We start from the raw sequence: 22332 nt of genomic DNA, 5'->3' as shown, positions 1-22332 counted from the left end.
CATAGCCCGTTAGTCTTAGCGCATGAGCACGAAGACCGTTGATTTCAACATCCGCAATCAGGCCCGTCAGAAGTATTGGCAGGGCTATCCTGTCGCTGAGATTAGCAGGCAGCTAGAGGTACCGTACGCGACCATCGACTCGTGGAAACGACGGGAGAAGTGGGACGATGCTCCGGTCGCATTGAAGGTCGAGAGCGCGATTGATATAAGGCTGTGCCAGCTAATCAACAAAACTGAGAAGACTGAAAGGGATTTCAATGAGATTGAATTGCTGACTAAATCGCTTGAGCGGACAGCAAGGATACGACGTTATGAAGCAGGCGGAACTGAAGCTGATTTAAACCCCAAGATCAAAAAACGAAACCAGAGGAAACAGCAAAAGACAGGTAAAAATTTCCTACCAGAACAGGCCGTCAAAGAGCTGAAAAAAGCGTTTAAATCTTCATTATTTCCGTATCAGCGAGTATGGCTTAAAGCCAGAGATAACAACCGGATCCGTAACATCCTCAAGAGCAGACAAATTGGCGCTACGTGGTACTTTGCCCGTGAGGCAGTGATGGATGCCATTGCCAACGGTACGAATCAAATTTTCCTCTCTGCATCGAAAGCGCAGGCACATGTCTTCCGTCAGTACATTTTGCAATTCGTTAAAGATGTTACCGGAATCGAACTGAGAGGCGACCCGATAACACTTTGGAATGGCGCCAATCTGTATTTTCTCGGTACCAACTCCCGCACTGCCCAGAGCTACCATGGCAATTTATACATTGATGAGTATTTCTGGATTTATCGTTTTCAGGAGCTGCGCAAAGTGGCATCCGGGATGGCGATGCACAAGCAGTGGAAGCAGACCTATTTCTCTACACCCTCAACTTTAAACCATGACGCTTATCCATTCTGGGACGGACAACTTTTTAACCGTGGTAGGAAGAAAGCCCAAAAGGTTGAAATAGATATTAGTCACCAAGCCCTAGCGGCAGGGCAAACCTGCGATGACGGTCAGTGGCGTCAAATTGTTACGGTTGAGGATGCCGTCGCTGCAGGCTGTGATCTATTCGACCTTGAGCAGCTAAAGCTCGAATACAACGAGCAGGAATACAACAACCTGCTGATGTGCCAGTTTGTCGATGATGCAGCCAGTATCTTCACTCTTTCAGAGCTGCAGGCCTGCATGGTCGATAGCTGGACGGTGTGGGATGACTTCTATCCACTAACCAGTAAACCACTCAGTAACCGTCCTGTTTGGATTGGCTACGACCCATCACGAACCCGTGATGATGCAAGTTGTGTGGTGGTCTCTCCACCTATGGTCTCAGGCGGTAAATTTAGGGTGTTGGAGAAACATAGCTGGAATAACCTCGACTTTGACAGTCAGGCCAACCGGATAAAAAGCCTGACAAGACAATATAACGTCCAGCACATTGCTATCGATACCAGTGGGATTGGTTATGGCGTATACGAGCTGGTGCGTAAATTCTTCCCGGCCACTACCAAAATCACCTATTCCGTTGAGGTGAAAAACCGACTGGTACTCAAGGCTAAACAGCTGATTAGCCATCGCCGTCTGGAGTTCGATTCTGGTTGGAATGATATGGCATTGGCCTTTCTCACTATCCACAAAACATCGACCACCTCGGGTAAGCAGGTGACCTATCAAGCAAGCCGAACCAATGAAACCGGACACGCCGATTTAGCGTGGGCGCTCATGCATGCCCTCGACCGTGAACCGCTAATGAGTATTGATGAGTCTGGCGGCGGCTCGCGGACTGTGATGGAGATTTTCTGATGAGCAAAAATATCGAGGTATTTTCATTTGGCGATCCAGTCCCTGTACTTGAAGGGCGGGAAATCACCGAATACCGAGAATGCTGGCTACATGGCGATTACTACGAGCCTCCGGTCAGCCTGCAGGGGTTAGCTAAGTCACTCAACGCCAGTGTTCATCATCATTCTGCACTCTCCGTTAAACGTAATATTTTGGTCTCCAGCTATCACACTCATCCCCTGTTATCGAAACAAGATTTCAGCAGAGTAGCACTCGATTATCTGGTGTTTGGCAATGCCTATTTTGAACGGGTTATTACTCGATTGGGAAAGACAATAAAACTCAAACCCAGCCCTGCGAAATATACCCGTCGGATGCCTGAAGACGATTACCTTTTTTTAACGGACAAGGGACACAAACATTACTTCAAACACGGCACCATTTTTCACCTGCTGGAGCCTGATATCAATCAGGAAATCTATGGTGTGCCTGAATACCTCGCGGCCCTCAACAGTGCATGGCTCAATGAGTCTGCCACCTTGTTTAGGCGCAAGTATTACCTTAATGGCAGCCATGCCGGATTTATTCTCTATATCACTGATACCGTTCACGAAGAGCAGGACATCAACAACCTGCGAAAGGCCCTGAAAGAGTCAAAAGGGCCGGGTAACTTCCGCAATCTATTCATGTATGCGCCGGACGGAAAAAAAGACGGGTTGCAGGTCATCCCTATCGCTGACGTCTCAGCCAAAGATGAGTTTTACAACATCAAAAATGTCACCCGAGATGACGTGCTAGCGGCTCATCGAGTGCCACCGCAGATCATGGGGATCATCCCTCAGAATACTGGCGGTTTTGGCTCGGCAGAGGCGGCGACCAAAGTCTTTGCCCGCAATGAGCTGATGCCGTTGCAGGAGAGATTCAGAGAACTTAATGACTGGATAGGAGAGGAGGTGATCAACTTCACTCCTTATCTGGTCGACATTGAAGAAATAGATTCAACGAAAGAGGAGCGATGATCAGGGTGCAGCAACACCCCAATCATCACCGGACGCGGTGACAGTACCACCGTGGCCAGCCGAGGCTCCCCGCCGTGTGCACACAGCACGGAGGAGCTTAGCATAATCAACAAAAAGAGGCTGCTACCGTGTCCAGACCTATCATCCCTTGGATGGGAGGCAAGCGCAGACTTGCCAAACACATTTTGCCATACGTCAATGGCCAGCGTACCTACGTCGAACCATTCGCCGGAGGTGCGGCAATATTCTTTATGAAAGAACCTTCGTCAGTCGAGGTGATCAACGACCTCAATGGCGAGCTGGTGAACTTGTACCGTATCGTCAAATACCACTTGGACGAGTTTGTCCGTCATTTCCGCTGGGCATTAGTTAGCCGGGAAGAGTTCTTGATTGCAAGGGATATCAACCCAAAAACACTGACTGATGTTCAACGGGCTGCGAGGTTTTATTACCTGCAGAAATTAGCGTTTGGAGGTAAGGCGGTCGGGCAGACCTTTGGGACATCGAAGACCACGCCGCTGCGTTTAAACCTGCTGCGAATTGAGGAGGACCTTAGTCAGGCCCACCTCCGCCTTGCCCGGACAACCATTGAACACTTGCCATGGCAAGATTGCATCGCCAGATACGACAGCCCGGAGACTGTGTTTTACCTCGACCCGCCATACTGGGGGACGACTGGCTATGGGGAAGCATTTAGCTTTGATAATTATGTTCGTATGGCAGAGTTGGCTAAGACCAGCAAAGGGAAGTTTGTTATTTCCATCAACGACCACCATGAGATAAGAGAAGTGTTCGAGGGCTTAACCTGTCACAAGGTTGCTATTACCTACACTGTCGGTGGTTGTCACAACGCAGCCAAGCGCGACGAACTGATCTTCACTTCCAAGTAAACACAAATATTCTAAACAACTCAGCAGGCGGCCACCCATTCCACCTGCTGCTTAACTCGCGCTGCGCGGTTATCCCCCGCCACGCCTGCGGTCTAAATAGGCCGAAATTTTTATCACTGCAGAGAGGTTGAATATGGCGGTATGACTGGCGTTACCGATGAGTTGTTCCATAAGCATTTCTTTGCAAATTTCATGGATCAGAGCGCGCGATCCATCTGGCTGAGGGTTAGAAAAACGATGCTGGAAACGCAGTAAATCCGATGGCTTATCGGAAAGAGGTAATTTAAGTAATTGCATTTCGAAATAAGATTTAACTTATTGTTTTTATTTAACTTTAAAATTACTTTTGGAAAGTGATCGGAGGTGATATGAAAGGTGATTTTTTGTAATTTATTGACTTTAAACACTTAAAAAACAATTAAATGTAACTATCAAAAGGGTGATTGGATTACCTTATGATGACATTAAAATTACTTTTTTAATTTGATATTTTAAATTAAAAATCAACAGCTTTAATTATTTTTCTCTAAAAATTACCTTTGTTACTATTTTCCACGCACTTAACAAATTCTGACACTAAAGAAATCAACAAAGAGTGGAAAGCTACCGATACTTCTCTATTTGTCATGCATGTCTAACTCAAGTGTATGTATAAAGTCGGTGGTTACTCATACTGCGCTCTCTGAACTACTTTGATTTCCTTAGACTCTGTGCTCACCGGCTTTTTGATGGAATTTTTTAGTTCAAAATAGAGTGTGTATACACGAGAAAAAATGAGATAATTCAACCAATCATAAAAATTAAAGTAAGGCTAATGTGTGTCGGTAAATAGAGACAAAGTTGATATCTGGAAAACTGATGTAGCAAAGTCAGTTGACTACTACAATGATTGGTTCATGTCTTTTGCACCAAAGGCATTCAGAGATACGCGAATTAAAACAACCAAAGAAGTGGAACAAGCACTTAAACGAACGAACAATCTGACAAATATTAGCGCAGAAAATCTTGAGCTCTACCCTTCCGTGCTTCCTATGTTACGTATGACTACATGCCCGCCAATTGCCCGTGATCGTCTAATTGGTCTAGCAGGTGTGTCATCGAACATAGTATTAAACATGGAAAAGCAGGGGCGTGTCCCACCTAAGATGAAACATGCTGAGCTTATCGAACAATTGGGTATGATTGGCAGCATCATTGAAGAAATGGCTGACCCAGATATTTTCGTTTGGAAGAATCGTGGGGATTGTGGAACCAAAGATGAGGTTCATCGTGCTTCAATAATTGTAGCTGATCGCCTTTGCGGTTCAGTAGCTGATCCCATAATCCGAAACGCTCAGGAAAAACGCCAACTCGATGCAATGAAAGAATGGCTCGAAGCGCGAGGATACCGAGAACTAGAGGCAGGTGAGGTCGATGACTGGCTCTCTATGCCTAATGGTACATTTTCGTTTCGTTTCAACGTGCCTGTTCAATTAGAAAATAGTAAAAAAATTAACATTCCTGTTGACGCTGTGATAATGCGAAAAAATGCTAAAGAGGGGGATTTTCCAGCATTATTTGAAGCTAAATCAGCTGGTGATTTTACTAATACAAATAAAAGGAGAAAGGAAGAAGCTGTTAAAATGCAGCAACTTAGGAGAACCTACGGAGAGGGAATTAGTTTTGACCTATTTTTATGCGGTTATTTTGACTCGGGGTATCTTGGCTATGAAGCGGCAGAAGGTATCGATTGGGTTTGGGAACATCGTATTGATGACTTAGAGCAATTTGGATTCTGATAATGAACTTTGATGAACTTGAGTGTGAGCGTAAGCTTCTTCAAGCTGAGCTTGATAGTAAAAAGACACAAGAAGAACGTAATATCATGGGGCAGTTTTCAACGCCTGATACTCTCGCTAGAGATGTCTTAACACATGCAAAGAATATCTTTCCTAAAGACAACAAAGTTTTGTTTCTTGATCCTGCATTTGGTACCGGGTCTTTCTACAGTGCATTAAACTCCGTTTTCCCCCATGAAAGTATCGAAATCGCAACAGGTTTTGAAATTGACGAACACTACGGAAAGCCTGCTAAAAAGCTGTGGACAAGAACTGATCTAAACTATCATATTGCAGATTTTACAAATCAAATTCCGCCAACTGAAGAGAATAAATATAATTTAGTGATCTGTAATCCGCCATATGTTCGTCATCATCATATAAAAGAACTAAAGGAGCAGCTCAAAGAAAAAGCACTCGAAGCTGCAAATATGAAAGTTTCTGGATTAGCTGGGCTATATTGCTATTTTATGGCTATTACACATCCATGGATGAAAAAAGATGGTATTGCTGGTTGGTTAATTCCAAGTGAATTTATGGATGTAAACTACGGCAAGGCTGTTAAAGAATACTTATTGAATGAGGTGACCCTTCTTCAAATTCATCGCTTTGATCCCAGCGATGTGCAGTTTGATGATGCGCTAGTTTCTTCGGCAGTAGTATGGTTTAAAAACAAAGAACCAGAAGATAATTCAACGGTTAAATTTACCTATGGTGGAACTATAGATAATCCAGAAAATGAAAAAAATGTCAGCGTTTCTATACTAAAAAAAGAGAAGAAATGGTCACGTTTTCCACTATCTGAAGAACGAGAAGAAAGTAATGAACCAAAATTAAGTGATTATTTTACAATTAAACGTGGGATTGCGACAGGTGATAATAAATTTTTTATTTTAACAAGGAATCAGATAGAAGAACGAGCTCTACCATTAGAACAATTTCGGCCCATATTACCAAGCCCAAGGTATCTTGATACTACTGAGTTAAAGTCAGACGATAATGGCTATCCTGTCATGGAACAACAGTTATTTGTTCTGGATTGTAAACTACCACTTGACGAAGTTAAGCGTATTTACCCAAATTTATATAACTACCTCGAGGAAGGTATTCGTTCTGGTGTTTCTGATAGATATCTGTGCAAAAATAGGAAAATTTGGTACGCACAGGAAAATAGGTCTGAAAGCCTTTTTTATTGCACGTACATAGGACGTTCAGATCAAGAAGGAAAAAAACCATTCCGTTTCATACTAAATAATTCAAAGGCGATCGTTAGTAACTCGTACTTGATACTTTACCCCAACTCAAAGCTAGAAAAAGAGATGAATAAAAAACCTCAGCTTAAAGAGTTGCTGCTTAAAGCGCTCAATCAAATAACAGGAAAGGCTATGCTTGATGAAGGCCGTGTTTATGGTGGAGGAATGCACAAATTAGAGCCTAAAGAGTTGGCAAATGTTCCAGCTACGTTGATAACTAGCCTTATTTCAGATTGATAGTCCTAATATTTGTGGGTGAAAAAATGCTTAAAGATAACTTGGAAGAACTTCAGAAAAAAGCTAAAGAGAGAACAGTTAAGACTCAGACGATAGAATATGATTTAGAAACAATAGTAAAGAAAATAAAAAGGGATGTGATTAAGCTAAATCCAGATTATCAAAGAAATTACAGGTGGAGCAATGAATTTTCTTCCCGTTTAATTGAAAGTTTAATTTTAAATATCCCAATACCTTTTATATATATATCTCAAGATATAGATGTAGATGACGATACAGAAGATGATATTTCACGTTACTCTGTTATCGACGGCCAACAGCGACTTACTGCTATATATAGTTTCTTTAATAATAGCTATCCTTTAGAAAAGTTAGATGTTCTATCTCAACTTAATGGATGTTTCTATAAGGATTTACCCCCGTTTCTCATTCGCCGTTTAGAAGAGAGAAGTATTCGATGTTTACGAATTGATTCGACAGCAGATAATCAAGTTAAATATGATATTTTTGAAAGGCTAAACTCAGGATCAGTTAAGCTGGAGCCACAAGAGTTAAGAAATGCAACATGCCGTGGGCCATTCAGAGATCTAATTAAAAAGCTTTCTAAAAATAAAAACTTTATTAACCTTATTAATTTTAAGGAAGATAGTGCTCGGTCAGTAAAAATGGAAGACCAAGAGTTAGTTTTAAGGTACTTTGCATTAACATATAATGATGGATATAAAAATTATAAAGGTGACTTTAAAAAATTCTTAACCCAGAGAATGATCAGTCTCAATGAACTAAGTACTGTTGACTTTTCAAATATGGAAAAAAACTTTTTAGATACTATGAAGTTCTTAATTGAATCTGGTGTTGAATATCCTTTTTCTAAATATAAACATGAAAATGATAAAGGGAGTTTCACCCGTATTTCAAAATTTAACGCAGCTGTTTTCGATGCGATTTGTTTCCTAGCTATTAACTTTATGGAATCGGGAAGAAAAATTGATATTAATACCATTGAAAGTCTCTTTTCTGATACTTCTTTTTATGATGCATGTGATGTAAGTACTAGTCATGTTAAAAAAGTAAATATACGCATAAATAAAGTGTTGGAATTGTAAGTGTCTACATTTGTTTTTGAATATGTTAGCGCTTTAGACTCTCAATGGTCAGAAGTGGAAATATTGCTTGATCAAGCTAAATTGGTTAAAGAAAATAATGATTCTCTTTATCATGCATTGTGTAGATCAGCATCGATTTTGATGGTTGCTCATTTAGAAGGTTTTACTAAAGATCTTAGTAAAAATATTATTTATGATCTAAATTCGAACTGTAATTTTTATCAGCTCCCTATGTCAATTAAAAGAACGGCATGTAAAAAGTATCTTGGTTTTGATAAGTCCGCTATTCCAGACTACGATAATAAAATTAAGGATATGATAGAGGACTTATCTAAATTCGATGGGTTTGATATCTGTCATACTGCATTTTTATTTGAGAAAAATAAAAATCCTAAACCGGATATCTTAATGGAGATTTGTGGTAGATTTGGAGCTTCTGACATATTCAAAAATCTTAATGAATCAATTTTTGAAAGTGCATTCACATCAAATAAAAGGTTGGATAGAATTTTAAAAAGAACAAAAAAAATTATATCTATGTCGGTAAATAACTTTCCATATCACTGTAAAGTATCGAAATTTAAAAAATTTAAGCTGGAATCAAAAAAATATAATGGTAGAACGATTTGGCAAACTTTTTTAGATGACTTAAATTATAATCGTCATAATATTGCCCATGGTAATACGTTTGGAAATACCGCAGAACATCATGAGCTAGTAGAGAAGATGAATAAAATAAGATTGATTCAGTATATTATTGTGTATATTTCCTGCTCCGAGGCTGTTAAGGGAATATAATTTTTTGTCTATATCTATCATATCTGCGATCGGTCTTCACTGATCGCTTTTAGGACTAAGCTAAAGAATATTTCAATGATTTAATTTTCTATCATTTTTAATTGCTGCTTTTATTAACTTATGAAGAGAGAAAAAAGTTCCGATAGAAGGGTTTAGTTTGTGTCACTACTATCAGGAAGAAAATCTTTTTTGGTACAAATCAGTAACACTAAAAATAACACAAGATCTTATCTTATTGATTTTATTTAACTAATTATCTGAAATCACACATGTCGCAATTGATGCATTTTTCGGTGATTAACAACGCCATAGTTTCTGTATAAGCCTATTTAATATTTAGTTTCAATTAGTTAAATGAAGGTCTTCTGATTTGAATTATTCGAAATTCAATACCAAAAATCAGAAAAAATCCCCTTAATAGAGATTTAATCCCCCCAGTTTGGCAAGACAAAATAGTATTACAACGCTATGTTAGACCCTCTAAAAGCCCTATGTGTGAGGTTATTTTTTAGAGCGCCTCAGCCCAGTAAAACCAAGGGAGTCGATAATTCCACGCACTGTAACACAACAGGCAAAAAAGCCCAAAACCTAGGGATATGCGATCTAGATCACTAGAGGGGGAGGTGTAAACCTATAGACCCACTTACATAAGCTCATCCATATCGCCCTGAGCGACTGCAGTAAAAAATATCCCTGTATAGGAGTCTGTCGTGAATTTTTTGGTGAGGGTAAGACACCACGAATATTTCCCTTTCTACATTCAGTCACAATCGCGAAGAGGCTGCTGTAAAAACTCTTCTGCATTTAAGAGTCGCTCAAATTGTTGTATCTAATAGAGTGGATTTTGATGGAAGCCAAAGCAAGCACGCTGCCTTCGAGAAATTTAGGACAATGATATCGAGGAGGTACATCTGCCGTTATTCTCTTTCATTACGGCAGATCCATTTTTATATGAATAAGGTCTATCCGTTTGTTTGGCCCGAAGTGCATAAATTGAATTCAGCGTAAACTTTCTGGTGTACGGCATTAATCTTATCTACCGGTACCTTACAAACCTCGCGATCATAGGTGAGTAGACCATTAATTTCCGATTCAATATCGGTTGTCTGGGTGTAAACAGCTGCGGCTAAACCCTCTTTAAGCAATGGTATGAGCTGATCTTCAAAGAGTGCACTGTAGCGTTGATATAAATGTTCTGGTGACTTGCTGTTGTTGTAGGACCAGGAATTTGTCACGGCCATGTGCTCTTTCAAACGATAACCAAAACCACCAAGCTCACCGATAACCAATGCCCGGTTTTGCTCGCGCTCGCCAACAAATAATCGGCGACCATAGATATGGTAATCATGCATATCACCCTGTCCTCTATCGACCCAGCCACTTGGACCGTCAACTAGGCGCGACGGGTCAAGCTTTTTAACTTTTTGCAAAACCTCATTGGTATTAAATTGGCCCCACCCCTCATTAAAAGGCACCCAACAAACAATACACTGGAAAAAAGCCAGTTGCCCTATCATGGCCTCCAGTTCGCGGTGAAATATAGCCGCTGATTCCCCACTGCGTTTAATGTCTTTTTGCCGGGGCAAGATACTTCTATCGCCCGTTGGCATATCTTGCCAAACTAAGATGCCAATTTTATCGCAGTGAAAATACCATCTGGCCGGTTCTACTTTGACGTGTTTGCGGATCATATTGAAACCCATTGCTTTGGTCATCTCGATATCGTATTTGAGCGCCTCATCACTTGGCGCAGTATACAGACCATCTGGCCACCATCCCTGATCAAGCAAGCCCATTTGAAAGACGGCTTGACCATTGAGAAACAAACGATTGATGCACTTGCTGTCTTTTTTCTTCTCTATGCGTCTGAGTGCAAAATAGCTGGTGGCAGAATCAATTTTCTTATCATTTCTGTTGATGGAAATATGTAGTTGATAAAGCTGTGGGGTGTCTGGTGACCACAAGGTCACCTCATCATGGGGCAGAGCGAGTTTTATCAGGCCATCTGATGTCTTGCCTGAAGCCAAAACCAGATTGTCCTTCAGCGCTTTTATTTCAATCTCATCACCACTGAGCGGGCTTTCTGTGTCGATACTGACAGTGACAGTTTTTGCGTCGATATCGCTCTCGATATTGACCTTTTTTATATAAGTTGATGACAAGGGCTCTAACCAAACCGTTTGCCAAATACCCGTTACTGGCGTGTAGTAGATATTGCCAGGTCGATTGATTTGCTTGCCGCGCGGCTGTGGGCCCTTATTAGAGGGGTCCCAGACGCTGATTAAAATCTCTTGTTCACTATTACCAGAATCATTCGTCGGGTTAAGAAAAGGCGCAATATCAAAATAAAAGGCATCATGCCCACCCTGATGTTTGCCGACATACTGGCTATTTACCCAGACCTCAGTTTCCCAATCGACGCCCCCGAAATGCAGTAATAAGGTATCAAAATCTTGCTGTTCTAATCTAAATCGACGACGGTACCAAAGTTTTTGTTTAGGGCTGATCCTCACTTTTTCTCCCTTTCCTGCACCGGAAAGTAAGGACTCTATGGGAAAAGGGACCAGCACTTTATTGGCAAAATTATCTGGCTTTTGGGTCAATGATGTTACTTCGTAATGCCACTCACCGTTGAGATTTATCCAGTGCTCTCTTTCTAGCTGCGGTCTTGGGTATTCCTTATGCACATTGGTATGGTCAAGTGTATTCGACCAGCGGGTTTTTAATAATCGATAAGCGTTCGCTCTAAGCGGCGTGTTGGCAAACAACAGCAAATATGCCCCTGTCGATGCAACACCTGCACTGGCAGTGAGGCTAACTGGATTGATACCAAAATACCAAAGTATTAACAGCACCAGCGTGCTAAAAAATACGCTAACAATAACAACCAATCGAGCAATTAAATCCATAAACTAATGAACCTCTAAAATCTCTGAACGATGGGAAAGATGCGGGTTGTCCCTTTTGAGCTGATGGACTTGGCAGGAAACCAGATCTCAACAAAAGTGATTGCTAATTTATTATGTTTTAATGCTACAACATGCTGTAACCAAGCAATGTCCCACTATTTATAATGAATGGTTTTAACCCCAATTCACCATCGTCAGTGGGATATAAAAATAATGTTTAATAACAATGGTTTAATTTTATTGTTAATGATTAATTTGGGCTTGGATGATTACTTGGGGCTCCTTATACGCTTCGTTATAGGCTCACAGACAAGCTAGTAGGGGATAAAAGTCAGGTATAGGGGAAAAGGCAAGGAGAAGATACAAGTCAAGCAGAAGATAAAAGGTGAGTTTACGTCACTGGTGTCAGGGAAGAGATAACCTTGAGTGGAAATCAGTAACACAAAGCGCAATATGTCTATTTATGCTACTGATTTTATCTAGTTAATTATGGGTGCTCACACCTGTCGTCATTGATGCACTTTTCGGTGATCAACAACGCTAGGATCAGGCACTCACTGTCTGTGCAATATGCGGATTGCGAGTATTCTGGCCCTGATTTAGGTTTCGCATCAGCAGACCAAACTCTAAGTCCATGTCTTCCGGCATTGGAATGAAGACGAAATGACCATTGCCTTTCGCGTCATCAATAACCTGAGACTTACGGTTTTCCATTTGCTCCAGAGTGAAGGTGACATTGCCTTGCGGTGTCATCAATTCCATGGAGTCACCGACAACAAACTTATTTTTCACTTCGACTTCAGCCAAGTTACCACGGCGTTTACCTGTGAATTCGCCGACGAACTGCTGGCTGTCCGACACTGAATAACCATAGTCATAATTCTGATATTCGCTGTGCGTATGGCGGCGGAGGAAGCCCTCAGTGTAACCACGGTGTGCCAGACTCTCCAAGGTGCCCATCAGGCTCTCGTCAAATGGACGGCCCGCGACAGCATCGTCAATCGCTTTGCGGTAAACCTGAGCAGTACGTGCGCAGTAATAGAAAGACTTGGTGCGGCCTTCAATTTTCAGCGAGTGCACGCCCATTTTTGTCAGGCGCTCAACGTGCTGTATGGCACGCAGGTCTTTAGAGTTCATGATATAAGTACCATGCTCGTCTTCGTAAGCTGCCATCAGCTCTCCGGGACGACGACCTTCTTCAAGCAGTACAACATCATCAGTAGGTTCGCCTTCGCCAAGGGTCGGTTGCACTTCCTGAACCTGCACTACCTGACCGGCGTCATCTTCTTTCGCTTCGTGGACTTTATAATCCCAGCGGCATGCATTGGTGCAAGTACCCTGATTAGGGTCACGCTTGTTGATGTAGCCAGACAGCAGGCATCGACCAGAGTATGCCATGCAAAGTGCGCCATGAACGAAGATCTCTAGCTCCATCTCCGGACATTGCTTACCAATCTCTTCAATTTCTTCCAGAGACAGCTCACGGGACAAAATTACGCGCTCAATACCTTGAGTAGACCAGAATTTTACCGTCGCCCAGTTTACGGCATTTGCCTGGACCGAGAGGTGAATCGCCATATCTGGAAACGCTTCACGGACCATCATAATGAGGCCTGGGTCAGACATGATCAGTGCATCTGGACCCATTTCAACGATTGGTTTGAGATCCCGGATGAAGGTTTTCAACTTAGAGTTGTGAGGCTGAATGTTACAAACCACATAGAACTTCTTGCCCAGTGCATGGGCCTCATCGATCCCTATCTTTAGGTTCTCGTGATTAAATTCGTTGTTCCGCACTCGCAAACTGTAGCGAGGCTGGCCTGCGTATACGGCATCAGCACCATATGCAAATGCATAACGCATGTTTTTTAGGCTGCCAGCGGGTGATAGTAGTTCAGGTTTAAACATATTTTGAAATTCTTCTGTCTGAGTATAAGTCAGCCCATACCCGAGCTGTGGTATGGTGATGGCGCGATTTTACTGTGATCTGGTTAACATAGCCAGTTCCATTCTCGGTCAGAATAGACCAGAATAGCCCCCTTTTTTCTGACTGATGCTGAAAAGTGTCTGTTTCAACGATAATGAACGGTTTTTATTCCGGTTTGTTGGTTATCCGTTCATTAATATTCATCTGAAAGCTCTGCGACTTAGTGTGGCAGGCTGTGTTGAGATCTGAGAAGTTGAGATCTGAGTAGTCATGCAACCTGTTAATTTACTGACATCGGGCCGTTGGCGGCGTTATTGTCTTTTTCTCCTGTTTACCTTGGTCTGTGTATCTGCTGGTACCCGCTGGGAAAAGCCTGTCTGGCAACCCATTCAACAGACGCTGGATTTAGGCTTAAAAAGCATTGCCTTTGTTCCGAAAACCGATCAAGACAACGCGGAAGCAGATTTGCCATCTGCCGAGTATGTGGTATTCCCTGGCGATAAAATAGATGACATTTTTCATCGTATGGGGCTGGCAGAAGATGATTTGCAGCAGGTTCTGGAAAGCGACCTCAATCATCTGAGATTTGATGTTATGTCACCGGGTAGTGTGCTTAGATTCTGGTTTACGGAAGACTCGAATTATCTCGAAAAACTGGAACTAGAGCTTAATGTGGCTCAGAGGGTCATTTATCAACGTGGTGAAAACGGCGGCTTCGATGTTCAGGAAGTCGAGATCCCAGGTGAATGGCGTTCGTCAGTGATTAAAGGATTGGTTGGTCAAAGTTTCCGCCAGTCCGCTATTGGGACAGGACTGACAGAGAGTGATGTATCTTTTGTCACCAACTTACTCCGTGAAAAGATAGATCTGGACAAGGATCTGGATGCTGAAGATCGGTTTGAGATAGTCAGGGCTTCACAGTTTGTTGATGACATTGCCAGCGGTCAGAGCGAGATCCGTGCGGTTAAGTTTGATCGTCACGGGACGATTATTAGTGCGTATCTGCATGACGATGGTAACTTTTATGATGCCGATGGAGAAAGTCTCCAGCGTGGATTTTTGCCAGTGCCGACCAATGCTCAATACTGGATAAGTTCACGTTTTAACCCGCGAAGAATTCACCCGGTTACTCACAGAAGAAAGCCACATAACGGGGCGGATTTTGCGGTAGAAGTGGGATCCCCCGTTTTAGCAACGGGGGATGGCGTGGTGGTGCAGGTCGCCAATCATCCCTATGCAGGTAAATATGTGGTGATTCAGCATGGCCGTAAGTATCGGACTCGCTATCTGCACAACAGTAAAATTCTGGTGAAAAAAGGTCAGTGGGTATCCCGAGGGCAGGAAATTGCCAAGTCTGGCCAGAGTGGCCGGGTCACGGGGCCTCACATTCACTATGAATTTCATATATGGGGTAGGCCTGTGAATCCATTGTCAAAGAAAGTCCCTTTGATAAAAGGGCTGCAGCCGTCTGAGCAGCAGAACTTTCTGACGACTGTTGAGCAGATTGATGCCATGTTGCATGACGAACCTACGGGCTAAAAACAAAGAAAAGCACCGATAAGGTGCTTTTCTTTTGGTGGGATTTGAGCGTTAATTTATTGATTAAATTTGAAAATAAACCGTGTTTTTTTGTTTCTAGTCAGAAACCAATTACAAGGTCTTATTCGCCCTTATCTACTCCGCCCAGCTCTTCAAAGAGGTTAGGCAGGAAAGCACCCAGCTCACCGCACATCAGTGAAAGATCGGCATCAAGACGCTGTGCAATGTCTTCACGGTCAATATCTTCGTTCTGATCTCTCAGTTCGTCAGAGAACTTCACGCGTTTGACTGACATATCATCGCCCAGTACAAACTCAAGTCTGTCCTGCCAGTTAAGCGACAGCTTGGTGACCAGTTTATCGGCCTCGATGTGTGCCATGATCTCATCACTCGACAGATCCTGTTGTTTACAACGGATCACTCCACCTTGCTCTAGGATCGCTTTCAGTTCAGCTTCCTCACCAATAGTGAAGCCTTTTGGTGCATGACCCGAACGAACCCATTCAGTCATTGCCAGTTCGGCCGGTTTTTGGGTTTCAACAGGCACAACCGGTAAGCTACCAATAGATTTACGCAGCAGACCAAGAATTTCCTCTGCCTTTTTGATGCTGCCAGCGTCAACCAGCACCAGTCCCTCTTTGGGCATAATAAGCGCGAAAGTCTGGCTATTGCGGCTAAATGCACGAGGGAGGAGATCAATAACAATCTCATCTTTCAGGCTATCTTTCTCTTTCTTCTTGAGCGGACGTCCCTGCTCTTTTTCCATCATCTCTACTTTGGCGCCCAGTGATTCTTTGATCACCGATGCTGGCAGCATTTTTTCTTCCTTACGTGCGCAAACCAAAATATTGTCACCAGAAACATGCGTCATCATGTCGCCATGCTTACCCAGTGCAGTAACCCAGCCGAATTTTTGCATATCTTGACTGCCACATGGAGTAAACCGGAACTCGCTTAACTGTTGCTCAAGCTGTTCAGGGTTAAGGTCAATCGTGCGCGAAAAGCGGTAAGTGAAAAAGTTTTTAAACCAAATCATGGCAGGGAATTTCCATCCAGTTCTGACAAAGGGCACATGGTATTGCATTCAGGCAGGATTGTCGCCGAAATTAGCGGTACAATTCGAGCTAGACGCGAAACAACGGAAACACAACTCAGTGCTCAAAATCATCCACACTTCTGACTGGCATCTCGGCCATCAGCTTCACGGATTCGACCGGATTCATGAACATCAGGCATTTCTAAACTGGCTCAAAGACTTGTTGATCACCGAACAGGCAGACGCCCTGATCGTAGCTGGTGATATTTTTGATACGGCAAATCCCCCGGCCAGCGCCTGGCAGATGTTATATCGTTTTCTGGCGGAGGTTTACCGCAGTATCCCTGATTTTAATTTGGTATTTACCGGGGGGAATCATGACTCGCCGAGCAAATTAGATGCGCCGCACGAATTATTGAAAGCGTTTGATTTGCATATGATTGGCGGCGTCAGTCGCGATGCCGATGGCAAACTTGATACTGAGCGTCTTTTGGTTCCCCTTACGGACAAGCGAGGCAATACCGCTGCTTGGGTAATGGCTGTGCCATTTCTACGTAGTGCAGATCTTCGTACCCAGCATCTCGATGAGGTTGAGGACAGACTGATTGCGGGCGTGAGACACTGTATCAGGAGGTGTATGCCGTTGCCACTGAACGGCGAGAACCACAACAGGCACTGATAGCAACAGGGCACGTTTATATGGCGTCAGGACAGTTGTCAGAAATGTCTGAACGCCGGGTTCTGGGCGGTAACCAGCATGCCCTGCCTGCGTCAATTTTTGCAGAGGATATCGATTATGTCGCTCTAGGTCACCTTCATCTGGCACAAAAAGTGGCAGGGCAGGCGCGTATTCGTTATTGCGGGTCACCCATCCCTCTTTCCCTCTCTGAGCGCAACTACCAACATCAGGTATTAAGCGTCGAGTTTGAGGACGGCAAGCAGCAAAAGATAACCTCACATATTGTGCCACGCAGTGTTGATTTACTGAGGGTGCCGGAGAAGGCGCTGCCGCTTGATTCAGTTATCAAAGAGCTTGAGCAGTGGTGCCCCGAGACGTTGCCCATCGAGCAACAGCCTTTACTTGAAGTACCAGTGCTCATGGATGCACCACAGCCCCTGTTGCGCGAGAAAATCCGTGCTGCACTTGAGGGTAAGTCTGTCAGGTTAGCCAAGATCACGCCAACCTACAGTCAGCAAGCATCGCAGTCACCCCTAGACCACAAACGCCTTGATGAGGTGACGCCAGAGCAGGTATTTGATTTTGGCTGGCAGCAGAAATTCGAGGGTGAGCCTTCATCAGCTATTAAGAGCGCATTTACCCAACTGCTGGATCAACGGGATAACGAGGAGTGCTGAAATGAAAATTCTAGCATTACGCGGGGAGAATCTGGCCAGTATCCAGCACCCGTTCGATATTGATTTTGTAAACAGTGCACTCGGTGAAAGTGGCCTGTTTGCCATCACAGGGAAAACAGGCGCGGGCAAATCGACCCTGCTCGACGCGATTTGTCTTGCGCTCTACGATCGTATGCCACGCTTGCAGGCGAATAAAAAAAATGACGCTGAAATTGGGTTGGGTGAAGACGCGACCCGCCTTAAGGCGAATGACGTGCGAAGTGTGTTGTCACGTGGCAAAGCGGAAGGGTTTGCTGAGGTTGATTTTACCAGCAAAGATGGCGGGGCATGGCGGGCTCACTGGCATGTTAGACGAGCAAGAGGTAAAGCGGATGGCCGGGTTCAGCCTTCCGAGCAGTGGCTAGAGAATTTAGCCACGGGCCAGCGTTTTGCGGGCAAGAAACAAGAAGTCATGGCTGAGATCGAAAGGCTGGTGGGCCTTAGTTACGAGCAATTCCGCCGTGCTGTGATGCTGCCTCAGGGCGATTTTGCTGCTTTTCTCAAAGCGGGAGCCGATGAACGCGCCGCATTGCTTGAGCGCATGACAGGTGGTGAGATTTATAGCCGTATCTCCATGGCTGCCCACGAGCGGGCAAGAGACGAAAAAGACAAGCTGGCGCAGCTTCAGCGTCAGATTGGTGATATTCGGATCCTAAGTGGAGAAGAAAAGCAGGTTTTTGCTGAGCAGCTCGCCGCGGGCAGTGAGACGGTCACTGATATTGAGTCACTCATAAAACAATTTGACCATCATAGACAGACGGTGCAGCGACATAACGAGCTGTCAGTTACCCTGGAGGACGCCCAAAAAGGTAGAGATGAAGCCCTGTTTGCGCTGGAAGAAGCTGCCGTGCGCCGCGATGATCTGGGCTTGCTCGATAAGGTGCAGCCAGCCAGAGGAGATTTCATCCAGTTGCAGCAAATCGAGCTTGCACTCAGTCAGGTTAAAAAGCAGCTTGCGGAGCGCGAAGGTGCGGTGACTGAAATCGATCATGCGCTGCAACAGTCTACCGACGCCCTGCAAGACGCAGAACAGGCGGTACAGGATAGTGAATTGCGCTGGGCAGAAAGTGAGCCCAAAATCCGAAAGGCTGCTGCACTGGATACAGAACGTCAGGCATTGTCATCTCAACTGTCACAGGTCATGGCTCAGGCACAAAGCCTTGATGCTGGTTACCGGGAGGTAACAGCAGCATTTGAGGCAAAGCAAAAACAGCAGCATCAGTTGACGTCTGAACAGGCACAAGTTCGCCATGAACTTGCCCAGTATGGGGACTTTGCGCAGGTTGCTGATCAGTATCAGCCACTGTTTGATAATCTTGAGCAGTACCTGTCCGCGACTCAGTCGCTGCAAAGTGCGGAAAAAGAGGCGATACGCCTTCAAGCTATGCGCCAGACCATTGCCGGCCAGTTGGCCGAAGCCGACACCCATCAGGCAGCCGTTGATAAACAAAAGCAGGAAGCAGAAGCGCGACTGGCAGAGCTTTCCCCCGAGGGGATGGAGGAACAGCATGAGTCGGATTTAACCTTATTTAACCGCTTGCAGCGGGAGCTGGAGCAGCGACGCCAGTTGCAGGTCTCAGGTCAGAAATGGCAGTCAGTCCGAGCCGATATTGACCGACTGAATGAGGAGAAAAAACGCCTGTTTCAAGTGATAGATGAAACAGGAATTGGCCTGACTGATATAGAGCCGCGCTTTACGCAAAAAGTGGTGCAGTTTGAAGAAGCGGAGCGCGCGTATAATCAGAGCCTGAGTGTGGTTAATCTTAGCGAGTTCCGTGCCCAGTTGCAGGACGGTGAGCCTTGTCCACTGTGTGGTTCTGAGGAACATCCCTACGCTGAGAATCATCCGGTTGTAGAGGGTGTATTACAAAGCCAACGCCATCGTATTCAGGTACTTCAGGAGGAGCTTCGCCAGCTCGACAGTAACAAACGATATCTGGAACAGCAGGGCGTGATGCCCGTCAGCGTCTCCAGCATATCGAACAACCAATGGCAGAGCTGAATTATCTGGAACAACAGCTCAAAGAGAACCTAGCGCCGCTAATGGCGGCTTTTGATTGTCAGCAAATATTGTCAGACGATATTACAGCAGATGCGCTGTCCGTCTGGCTGTCCGACATGCAGCGACAGGGTGTTGAGCACGCCGAAAAAACGGAGAGGCTGTATCAGTCTATTGAGGCACGTGAAGCCAGTTTCCGTAAGATTCGACAACACAGAGAGAATCTTGAGACGCTGTACCGTTTTGAACAGCAGTTGCAGCGTGAACGTCACGAGGTTGAGCAATCAGACACTCAGTGTCGCGAGAGGCTGGACGGCCTCAAGGCGCAAATAGAGACGGCCCGCGAACAAATAGTTTCTCGACATTCGGCGCTAAATGAGTTGTTGGGTGATGAGAGCTGGCAGGCGATGCTGAATCAGTATGGTGCGGAACAGTATATTGTCACCATGAAGCAAAGGATAAGCCATTATCGCAAGCTTGCCGAACAGGAGGCAGAGTTTAGCCATACCCTTACTGCGCTCCAACCAGAATTAGCCTCCCTGTCGCAACAGGTCAGTTCTTTGGGTGAACAGGCTTCAGCCCTTACTGGGCAGCGTCAGGCACTTCAGACTCAGCTTGACAGTAAAACGGCTGAACGCCAGCACTGGATACCTGATGATGACCTTGATGCTGTTGAGAAGGCGCTGCGTTTGACGGTAGAGGAGTCGGTCAAGCAGCATGTTGCGATAACAAAACAGCGAGCTGAACTGACTGAGAAACGCGCTGCGGAAGCCGCCGCGCTGGAGTCATTATCAGAACAGCACAAGCAACAAAGCCAAGAGCACCGAGAAACGGTTCATCGTTGGTTGAAGTGGCAACAATCGTTTGAGCTGACAGAATCAGCACTGATGCAATTACTGAGTAAAACAACCGAGTGGGTTGAAGGTGAACGGCAGGCTCTGGCAACACTGGATCAGAATGCGCATTCGGCCTCTGCGCTGGTGGACGAACGGCAGCAGCAGCTTGAAAAACTGCAGGGGGCCTTCCAGCAATCTGTTGATTGGCTCGACAGTCAGGGACAACTGCAAACCGAACAAAATGCAGATGACAAACTGACCCAGTGGAGCAAGCGAAAACACGAGGCAGAGGAGCAGGTATTTACTGCCCGTCAGGCTCTGTCAAATGCGGAAGAAGCGGAGAAAAAAGCCGGTGCATTACTTGAATCACTCGAGCAGCAACAGGAACAGACAGAACTCTGGCTTCAGCTTTCAGATTTAATTGGTTCTGCCAGCGGCAATAAATTCAGGAATCTCGCTCAGTCGCTGACGCTACAGCAACTGGTGATGTCAGCAAACGTGCATTTACAGGGGCTTGCACCGAGATATGCGTTGCAGACTGTACCAAATAGTCCGCTTGCCCTTCAGGTCGTTGACCACGATATGGGAGATGAGGTGCGAAGTGTCGAATCTCTGTCCGGCGGTGAGAGCTTCCTCGCATCTTTGGCATTAGCTTTGGCACTGGCTTCTTTGGCTGCAGACACTCGTTTATTGGGCTCTCTATTCATTGATGAGGGCTTTGGTACGCTTGATCCTGACAGCCTTGAAATGGCCCTTTCCTGTCTAGATACTTTACAGGCTGATGGCCGTCAAATAGGCGTCATCTCTCACGTTGGTACCTTGGTAGAGAGGATTGGTACGCAAGTTGCCGTTGAATCTATGGGAGCGGGAATTTCACGTGTGAGCATCCGACGGGTATAAAAATCTTGGCATTGACTTACCGTACATTGACGTAAAAATCCCATGATACTTATGGTTAAAAGTCACAAAAGTGTCATAATTGAATCACATAATGTCGCCCCAGATATGTTTGGCTTGTTGGATGAAAAAGAATGGCTAGAAGGATACTTGTCGTAGAAGACGAAGCACCCATTCGTGAGATGCTTTGTTTTGTTCTGGAGCAAAAAGGATATCAGGCGGTAGAGGCTGATGATTACAATAGCGCACTAGATAAAATTTGTGAGCCATACCCTGATCTGATTCTGATTGACTGGATGCTGCCTGGTGGTTCCGGCATCAATTTAATCAAGCATCTCAAGCGGGATGAGTTCACGAGACAAATCCCATTGGTCATGTTGACTGCCCGCGGAGAAGAAGAAGACAAAGTACGCGGCCTTGAGGTGGGTGCGGATGATTACATCACCAAACCATTTTCACCAAAGGAGCTGATGGCCCGTTTGAAGGCTGTTATGCGTCGTGTATCACCCACTTCACTGGATGACGTCATTGATGTTCAGGGGCTAAAGCTTGATCCTGTTTCTCATCGGGTTACAGCGAATGAAAAGCCGCTGGATATGGGGCCGACAGAATTTAAGATGCTGCACTTTTTTATGACACACCAAGAGCGTGTTTATAGCCGGGAGCAGCTGCTTAACAATGTATGGGGAACCAATGTTTACGTTGAAGATCGTACGGTTGATGTGCATATTCGACGCCTCAGAAAAGCATTAGAAAGCGAAGGTCATGACAAGCTGGTTCAGACGGTGCGTGGCGCAGGTTATCGTTTTTCAACCCGGGTATAGTCATCCGCTCAGCGTGTTTTGCTGTGCGTGATGTGGCGCAGCATATGGAGTAATGCATGGTCGAACGTCTGACATGGAGAAAGCT

The 22332-nt window shown here is 44.8% G+C and carries 17 protein-coding genes; 13 read left to right on the top strand and 4 right to left on the bottom strand.

Features of this window, described 5'->3' with window-relative positions; translation table 11 throughout:
- Positions 1-22 precede the first annotated feature (22 nt).
- The 3 genes from A8L45_RS16540 (at position 23) to A8L45_RS16530 (ending at position 3674) form a co-directional block, all read left to right on the top strand.
- Complete coding sequence (locus A8L45_RS16540; protein WP_068904289.1) at positions 23-1786, top strand: terminase large subunit domain-containing protein; 1764 nt, start codon at positions 23-25, stop codon at positions 1784-1786.
- On the top strand, positions 1786-2784 hold the full coding sequence (locus A8L45_RS16535; RefSeq protein ID WP_068904287.1) for a phage portal protein: 999 nt from the start codon (positions 1786-1788) through the stop codon (positions 2782-2784). The genes A8L45_RS16540 and A8L45_RS16535 overlap by 1 nt, the downstream gene beginning before the upstream one ends.
- 128 nt (positions 2785-2912) lie before the next feature.
- Entirely contained in the window at positions 2913-3674 is a 762-nt protein-coding gene (locus A8L45_RS16530) for a DNA adenine methylase (protein ID WP_068904285.1), read from the top strand.
- A 69-nt stretch (positions 3675-3743) separates the two neighbouring features.
- Here the strand turns inward: A8L45_RS16530 and A8L45_RS24210 are convergent, their stop codons facing one another.
- Positions 3744-3971, bottom strand: coding sequence for a hypothetical protein (locus tag A8L45_RS24210; protein WP_139122402.1), 228 nt, complete (start codon positions 3969-3971; stop codon positions 3744-3746).
- 521 nt (positions 3972-4492) lie between these two features.
- On the opposite strand from A8L45_RS24210, the gene A8L45_RS16525 reads away from it, so the two are divergent.
- Genes A8L45_RS16525 through A8L45_RS16510 form a run of 4 tightly spaced genes read left to right on the top strand, consistent with a single transcriptional unit; the run spans position 4493 to position 8885 of the window.
- On the top strand, positions 4493-5452 hold the full coding sequence (locus A8L45_RS16525; RefSeq protein ID WP_068904283.1) for a XamI family restriction endonuclease: 960 nt from the start codon (positions 4493-4495) through the stop codon (positions 5450-5452).
- A 2-nt stretch (positions 5453-5454) separates the two neighbouring features.
- Positions 5455-6981: an Eco57I restriction-modification methylase domain-containing protein gene (locus tag A8L45_RS16520; protein WP_068904281.1), complete on the top strand. Its 1527-nt coding sequence runs from the start codon at positions 5455-5457 to the stop codon at positions 6979-6981.
- Between the two features lie 26 nt (positions 6982-7007).
- Positions 7008-8087 (top strand): DUF262 domain-containing protein, encoded by a 1080-nt coding sequence (locus A8L45_RS16515; RefSeq protein ID WP_068904278.1) that lies wholly within the window; start codon positions 7008-7010, stop codon positions 8085-8087.
- Complete coding sequence (locus A8L45_RS16510; protein WP_068904276.1) at positions 8088-8885, top strand: HEPN domain-containing protein; 798 nt, start codon at positions 8088-8090, stop codon at positions 8883-8885.
- A gap of 962 nt (positions 8886-9847) precedes the next feature.
- On the opposite strand, the gene A8L45_RS16505 is transcribed toward A8L45_RS16510, so the two are convergent.
- Both A8L45_RS16505 and trhP read right to left on the bottom strand, forming a co-directional pair.
- A complete protein-coding gene (locus tag A8L45_RS16505; protein ID WP_083228380.1) occupies positions 9848-11794 on the bottom strand; it encodes a glycoside hydrolase family 2 protein in 1947 nt (648 codons plus the stop codon).
- Between the two features lie 546 nt (positions 11795-12340).
- Complete coding sequence (trhP, locus tag A8L45_RS16500; protein ID WP_068904274.1) at positions 12341-13702, bottom strand: prephenate-dependent tRNA uridine(34) hydroxylase TrhP; 1362 nt, start codon at positions 13700-13702, stop codon at positions 12341-12343.
- A gap of 289 nt (positions 13703-13991) precedes the next feature.
- Between trhP and A8L45_RS16495 the strand changes: the two genes are divergently transcribed.
- Positions 13992-15260, top strand: coding sequence for a peptidoglycan DD-metalloendopeptidase family protein (locus tag A8L45_RS16495; protein WP_068904272.1), 1269 nt, complete (start codon positions 13992-13994; stop codon positions 15258-15260).
- Between the two features lie 121 nt (positions 15261-15381).
- Here the strand turns inward: A8L45_RS16495 and rdgC are convergent, their stop codons facing one another.
- Positions 15382-16293 (bottom strand): recombination-associated protein RdgC, encoded by a 912-nt coding sequence (rdgC, locus tag A8L45_RS16490; RefSeq protein WP_175402007.1) that lies wholly within the window; start codon positions 16291-16293, stop codon positions 15382-15384.
- Between rdgC and sbcD the strand changes: the two genes are divergently transcribed.
- From sbcD to phoB, 5 genes are all read left to right on the top strand, one after another.
- Positions 16271-16975, top strand: coding sequence for an exonuclease subunit SbcD (gene sbcD, locus A8L45_RS25335; RefSeq protein WP_245680750.1), 705 nt, complete (start codon positions 16271-16273; stop codon positions 16973-16975). The genes rdgC and sbcD overlap by 23 nt on opposite strands.
- 20 nt (positions 16976-16995) lie before the next feature.
- Positions 16996-17652: an exonuclease SbcCD subunit D C-terminal domain-containing protein gene (locus A8L45_RS25330; RefSeq protein ID WP_245680749.1), complete on the top strand. Its 657-nt coding sequence runs from the start codon at positions 16996-16998 to the stop codon at positions 17650-17652.
- Between the two features lies 1 nt (position 17653).
- On the top strand, positions 17654-19693 hold the full coding sequence (locus A8L45_RS23885; protein WP_083228379.1) for an AAA family ATPase: 2040 nt from the start codon (positions 17654-17656) through the stop codon (positions 19691-19693).
- Positions 19681-21426 (top strand): SbcC/MukB-like Walker B domain-containing protein, encoded by a 1746-nt coding sequence (locus A8L45_RS23880; protein WP_083228378.1) that lies wholly within the window; start codon positions 19681-19683, stop codon positions 21424-21426. The genes A8L45_RS23885 and A8L45_RS23880 overlap by 13 nt, the downstream gene beginning before the upstream one ends.
- 131 nt (positions 21427-21557) lie before the next feature.
- Positions 21558-22247 carry a phosphate regulon transcriptional regulator PhoB gene (gene phoB, locus A8L45_RS16475; RefSeq protein ID WP_068904267.1) on the top strand — a complete coding sequence of 230 codons (690 nt, stop codon included), beginning with the start codon at positions 21558-21560 and terminating at the stop codon, positions 22245-22247.
- Positions 22248-22332: the final 85 nt, after the last annotated feature.

It is taken from the genome of Veronia pacifica, from assembly GCF_001707825.1.
GTDB classification, from domain to species: domain Bacteria; phylum Pseudomonadota; class Gammaproteobacteria; order Enterobacterales; family Vibrionaceae; genus Veronia; species Veronia pacifica.
This window is presented reverse-complemented; position numbering and strand designations above follow the sequence as displayed.